The organism is Paracoccus benzoatiresistens (genome assembly GCF_026913015.1).
Classification (GTDB): domain Bacteria; phylum Pseudomonadota; class Alphaproteobacteria; order Rhodobacterales; family Rhodobacteraceae; genus Paracoccus; species Paracoccus benzoatiresistens.
The window spans coordinates 1-1,569 of the sequence record NZ_JAPTYD010000150.1; the positions used below are offsets into that span (position 1 = coordinate 1).

Annotated in this window: 1 protein-coding gene and 1 pseudogene; both read left to right on the top strand. The window is 61.4% G+C overall.

Annotation, left to right across the window (positions count from 1 at the left end; translation table 11 throughout):
- Positions 1 to 53: 53 nt before the first annotated feature.
- Positions 54 to 323 (top strand): annotated as a pseudogene (locus OU682_RS23895) (recombinase family protein); the annotation flags it as partial.
- A 21-nt stretch (positions 324 to 344) separates the two neighbouring features.
- On the top strand, positions 345 to 1,569 hold a 1,225-nt coding region (locus tag OU682_RS23900; protein WP_268944669.1), incomplete at its 3' end, for a recombinase family protein.

A 1,569-nucleotide genomic window follows, 5' to 3' on the forward strand; every position in this document is an offset into this window, starting at 1 on the left:
AATATGACCTTGTCGACCTTGCGCGTCAGCACGGCTTCATCGATGTCGAAGTTATCGATGACGATCTCGGGCGCTCCGCAAGCGGAACGGTGGCGCGTCCAGGATTTGATCGGCTGGTGGCTTGGTTGTGCGCAGGCAAAGTGGGGGCTGTCTTGTGCCAGGATGCATCGCGGCTGGCGCGAAATGGGCGGGACTGGCACCATCTGCTGGAATTGTGCGGGCTCGTCGAAGCCCGCGTCATCGACCATGACGGCATCTACAATCCCTGCCAACCCAACGACCGTCTGCTCCTGGGCATGAAAGGCAGCATCAGTGAGTTCGAACTCGGCGTGCTAAGGACACGGATGCTCGATGCCGCCAAGGCCAAGGCGCAGCGCGGCGAGCTGCGCTTGTCAGTCCCGTTCGGCTACATCTGGCACCGCGAAGCGGGCCTGGGTCTCGATCCTGACCTGCGTTTGCAGGAGGTAATCCGGCTCATCTTCACCCGCTTCGGTGAACTGAACAGCGCGAGACAGGTTCTATTGTCGATGACGGCCGACCGGATTCACTTTCCTCGACCCTCGGATGAAGGGCGCATGACCAGCTTCAACTGGGTGCCGATCCGCTATCGCAACGTGATTTCCGTGCTCAAGAACCCCTTCTACGCTGGCGTTTATGTCTACGGGAAAAGCGAGAAACGGACCTCCATTGTCGAAGGGCGCGCCCGGCGGAGCTATGGTCACAGCAAGCCGGTCGGCACCTGGGACGTGTTCATCAGGGATCACCACGAGGGATACATCAGCTGGGAGGATTACGAACGGAACCAGGAACAGTTGGCACTGAATACCTACGGTCGCGCCGGCGGCGTGAAATCGGGCCGAGGAGGCGGGGCGCTGCTGTCGGGGATGATGACATGCGCCCGGTGCGGGCGGCGCCTTTCCGTTGCCTATACCGGGAACCCGCAGAGCCGCCCCGTCTATCGCTGCCACAAGCCCAACCTGATGATGGGGCTGCCTCGGTGTATGACCTTCGGTGGCCCTCGGGTGGACGCGGCTGTTGCGCGCGAACTGTTGCAGGCGGTAGAACCCTTGGCGGTCGAGGCCGCGTTCGAGGCGGAACGGATGCATCGCAAACGACAGGATGATCAACACCAGATCCTTGATCTGGAACTTCGGCAGGCCCGCTACGAGGCCAATCTCGCCGAGCGCCGCTACGCAGCCTGTGATCCCGACAACCGTCTGATCGCCGCCCAACTGGAGAAAAACTGGGAAGTCGCGTTGCGCCGTGTGCGAGATCTGGAAGCACATAAGCCGAGTGACAGTTCTTCGACCATTGAGGTCGATCCATCCGCTTTTGCTGACTTGGCGGAAAACCTGTCGGCAGCCTGGAATGCTCCCGAGGTAACGATGCGCGCTCGGCAACAGCTGCTGCGAGCATTGATCGCCGACATCATCGTCGATGTCGATGATGCGGCGCGCGACGTCGTTCTCACGATCCACTGGCGGGGTGGCCAGCACTCGGAGCTGCGCGTTCGCAAACCCCGAGCCGGGGAGCATGATTGTGCGACATCTGATGATGCCTTGGCGGTGA